This is a genomic window from Mesorhizobium sp. M7A.F.Ca.ET.027.03.2.1, assembly GCF_003999175.1.
Taxonomy (GTDB): Bacteria; Pseudomonadota; Alphaproteobacteria; order Rhizobiales; family Rhizobiaceae; genus Mesorhizobium.
In genome coordinates, this window is the sequence record NZ_RZOM01000537.1 from 1 (window position 1) to 4092 (window position 4092).

The 4092-nt window shown below is 62.6% G+C and carries 5 protein-coding genes; 1 reads left to right on the plus strand and 4 read right to left on the minus strand.

What is annotated here, in order from left to right:
- Positions 1 to 212 precede the first annotated feature (212 nt).
- The 3 genes from EN750_RS21600 to EN750_RS21615 form a co-directional block, all read right to left on the minus strand.
- A complete protein-coding gene (locus EN750_RS21600) occupies positions 213 to 830 on the minus strand; it encodes a transglutaminase-like cysteine peptidase (RefSeq protein ID WP_127397590.1) in 618 nt (205 codons plus the stop codon).
- Positions 831 to 1063: 233 nt separating this feature from the next.
- Positions 1064 to 2341, minus strand: a complete 1278-nt coding sequence (locus tag EN750_RS21610) for a polyhydroxyalkanoate depolymerase (protein ID WP_127321403.1) — start codon at positions 2339 to 2341, stop codon at positions 1064 to 1066.
- Between the two features lie 234 nt (positions 2342 to 2575).
- Positions 2576 to 2932 carry a septal ring lytic transglycosylase RlpA family protein gene (locus tag EN750_RS21615; RefSeq protein WP_127397591.1) on the minus strand — a complete coding sequence of 119 codons (357 nt, stop codon included), beginning with the start codon at positions 2930 to 2932 and terminating at the stop codon, positions 2576 to 2578.
- A 309-nt stretch (positions 2933 to 3241) separates the two neighbouring features.
- Between EN750_RS21615 and EN750_RS39550 the strand changes: the two genes are divergently transcribed.
- Positions 3242 to 3418, plus strand: coding sequence for a hypothetical protein (locus EN750_RS39550; RefSeq protein ID WP_164762805.1), 177 nt, complete (start codon positions 3242 to 3244; stop codon positions 3416 to 3418).
- Positions 3419 to 3480: 62 nt separating this feature from the next.
- Here the strand turns inward: EN750_RS39550 and EN750_RS21625 are convergent.
- A partial coding sequence (locus tag EN750_RS21625; RefSeq protein ID WP_127397592.1) for an ATP-binding cassette domain-containing protein occupies positions 3481 to 4092 on the minus strand: 612 nt, incomplete at its 5' end.

Sequence of the window (4092 nt, forward strand, 5' to 3'; positions counted from 1 at the left end):
GTGGGGTCCTTCTTCGCAAGAACCCATATGCGATAGCCCTGCCCGCAAGGGGGGAGATGGCGGCTTCGCGCCGGATCGCCTCTTCAACATTATTCAACGCAGGAAATTGGCGAAAGCGAAGGTAACATCCGATCTTCCCCCTTGAGGGGGAGATGTCCGGCAGGACAGAGGGGGGGCCAAGGATCGCCGATGCCGCCCTGTTCGCGCAGAAGCTACTGAACCGCGCCGACCAGAACCTGCTGGCCACCGCGGATCGAGACCCAGCGGCCGGTGTTGTCGATCGCCTGCCGCTTGAGGAAGCGGTAACCGGTCGCGTCCCATGGCTTGACCTTGTCGGTCAGATTGTCGAGCACATAGTCGCCCTCGTCGGTGCGCACCGTCAGCACGGCGTGGCCCTCGCCGTCGGGCTTGCGCACGACGGTGATCAGCAGATCGGCAAGCGATATGCTCATGCGCGAAAGCTGACGCCGCTTTTCCAGCACATAGTCCTCGCAATCGCCGACGCCATTGTCGGGATAGGCCCAGACCTCGTCCTTGCCGTAGATGTCCATGTCGCTCATAGGCTTGACGGCGGCATTGACCCTGGCGGTGACATTGAGGAGTTTGCGCATCAGCCCGTCGCTCATCGGAGCCGGCGCAAGATTGGTCGGGCGGATCGAGCACTCGCCCGGATGCAGCTTGCAGAAATCATAGTGGCCGATCGGCTGCGAGGTGAGACCCCCGGTCGCCATCGCTCCACCCGCCAAAGCCGGTGCCACCCAGCCCGCCGTCACTGCCAGCCCGGCCGCCACATACACGCGCAGCCGTTGCGCCATCGATGAGGAAATCATTGTCCCCGCTCACCCTTTGTTATTAACGAAAGGTTAAGGGGGATTTACAGTCCGTGTCAATTACGACGACGGTCGGATTGTCGGCATGGTTACCCGAGGGGCTGGACAGCGGCACTTGTGCAACAGAATCGGCCAGCCAGCCGGCATTTACCGGTCAATCTCACGGTTTGTCGCCGTTAAGCTTGGTTCTATGCAGGTCATCGTCCAAAAATCCGCAATTTGGGCGACTTGCATTATCTCTTGGCGGCGCGGACCAGCTTCGGTTTCACCGCGACACGCTCCTGGCGGCCATAGCTGGTGATGAAGTCGACGATGCGCGGCACGATTTCGGAACGGAAGCGCGAACCGTTGAACACGCCGTAATGGCCAACCGCCGGCTGCATGTAGTGGGCATGCCGCTCAGCCGGGATATTGGGGCACAGATCATGCGCCGCCTTGGTCTGGCCAAGGCCCGATATGTCGTCGTTTTCGCCTTCGACCGTGAACAGCGCGACGTTGCGGATCGCCGACGGATCGATCCTGGTGCCGCGATGCGTCATCTCGCCCTTGGGCAAGGCCTGGCGCACGAAGACCGTGTCGACGGTCTGCAGATAAAACTCCGCCGTCAGGTCCATGACAGCAAGGTACTCGTCGTAGAAATCGCGGTGCTTCTCGGCATTGTCGCCATCATGCTTCACCAGATGCATGAAGAAGTCCTTGTGGGCGATGATGTGGCGGTCGAGGTTCATGCTCATGAAGCCGGACAGCTGCAGGAAGCCTGGATAGACCTCGCGGCCGAAGCCCGGCACCGGCCAGGGCGCATGCATCACGACATTGTCGCGGAACCAGTCGATGCCCTTTTCCTGCGCCAGCAGATTGACCGCGGTCGGATTGCTGCGGGTGTCGATCGGGCCGCCCATCAAGGTCATGGTCGAGGGCACGAAGGGGTCGCCCTTCGTTTCCATCAGCGCCACGGCGGCCAGCACCGGCACCGAAGGCTGGCACACCGCCATCACATGCGTGTCCGGCCCCAGCGTGTGCAGCATGTCGATGACGTAGTCGATGTAGTCGTCGAGATCGAATTGGCCGTCGGCAAGCGGCACCATGCGGGCATCGACCCAGTCGGTGATGTGCACGTCGGCATAGGGCAGCATCGCTTCCACCGTGCCGCGCAGCAGCGTCGCATAATGGCCCGACATCGGCGCCACGATCAGAAGCTTCGGATCGGGCTTGCGCCCGGCGGGCACGGCACGCTCGAAGCGGACGAGATTGCAGAACGGCTTCGACCAGACGGTCTTCTCGGCGACCTCGACGCTCTTCCAGTCGACCACGGTCTTGCTCAGGCCGAAGGCCGGCTTGCCGTAGCGGCGCGTGGTGCGCTCGAACAGTTCGGCCGTCGCCGCGATCGAACGGCCCCATTGCGTGTGGGAAAACGGATTGAGCGGATTGGAATAGAACATCCGCACCGCGTCGGCATAGAGGCGCGCGGGCTGCAAGGCGGCGTGGTTCATTTCATAGAGCTGGTAGAACATCGAGAACCCCGCTGCTGCCTGCGACCGAAGGGACGACGAGCAGCGCCGAGCCCTAGATGTCTCGCGGGGAAGTTAACAACTAATTGCTGCGATGCAATACGTCACGCTGCGTGACCAATGCATCTTTGGTTCAAGGCCATGGAAATCGGGGCCGAACGGCGCCAGCCGGCTCAGTGTGCGGCTGCGAAATGTGTAGGTAATGTGTCCGGCCCCTCTTGCCGGACACAGGCAGCTCTAGACGCGCGCCATGCACACGGAAGTGTGGCCCGAGCCGATGAAGCCGAGCTGGCCGGCGGCACCCTTCGACAGGTCGAGCACGCGCCCCTTGATGAACGGACCGCGATCGTTGATGCGCACGACGACGCTGCGGCCGTTGTTCTTGTTGGTCACCTTGAGCTTGGTGCCGAAAGGCAAGGTGCGATGCGCGGCGGTCAGCGCCGACGGGTTCATGCGCTCGCCCGAGGCGGTCTTGGAGTGCAGGGCATACCACGAGGCGCGGCCGCACTGGGCGGCGGTCGCCGAAGAAGCGCCGACCATCAGGCCAGCAGCGATCGTTACCGCGACAAGCGCGGTCTGTTTTGGGTTCTTCATATTTGGGGGATGGCTCCGTTTTTGACAGACCCCAGCCGTTAGGTGCCAAATAAGGCGCGAAATGCGGCAGTGATCTGGCGGTTCCGTGGCAATGGCACACGTTTGGAGTCGCTGGGTAACAGTCTGTCAGGGATTTTCCGGCACGCGATGGTCAATCAATGATGATCTTTGTGCTGCGGTCAGACGTCCGTTTGACAAGATCGAACATTAATATCCAAGTAGAGACCGGCATGGTCGGGCCAATTCCTTTGGCTCTTTTATCGCGGCCCCGATGCTCCAACCAATCGACTTCGAAAGCGAGATCCGGCAATGAGGCTGACCAAAAATCTTCTGGCGTTGATTGCCCTTGCCATCGGCGCGCTGTGGTCGCTGCAAGGCGTCGGCGTTGTCGGCGGCAGCTTCATGACCGGCCAGTCGCAATGGCTGTATATCGGTGTCGTCACCATGCTGGTCGGGCTGGTGGGATTGGTGTGGGCCAATCGCTAGAGGGTGAGCTGCGAAGAAAGGTCGACCCCACTCCGCCAATTGCGGCGCCGCCCCCAGCAAACCTACCCGAACAGCCGATCCAGAATCTTGCCTTCCAGCCGCGCAAGCTCGACCGAACCGCGTCGGCGCGGCCGTTCGACCGGGACATCCAGATCAAGCGCGATCCGGCCTTCGCTGATCACCACGACCCGATCGGCCAGCGCGACCGCTTCGGCGACATCATGCGTGACCAGCACGGCGGTGAACTTCTGCGCGATCCAGATGCGTTCCAGAAGCTGCTGCATCTCGATGCGGGTCAGGGCGTCGAGTGCGCCGAGCGGCTCGTCGAGAGCCCGGATCTGCGGGTGGCCGACCAGCGCGCGGGCCAGCGCCACGCGCTGCTTCTGACCTCCCGACAGCACCGAAGGCCATTCGTTGGCCCGGTCGGCAAGCCCGACCTCGCCGAGAATGTCGAGCGCGCGTTGCCTTGCCTCCGCGCCGGAAGCAATCCCGGTCAGCCCGACCTCGACGTTTTTCACCACGCTGGCCCAGGGCAGGAGCCGTGGCTCCTGGAACATGAAGCGCGTGCGGCTGTGTCCTTCCTCTTCGACGCCGAATGTCAGCGATCCCGATGTCGGCCGGTCGAGCCCGGCCAGGAGCCGCAAAAGTGTGCTCTTGCCGCAGCCGCTCTTGCC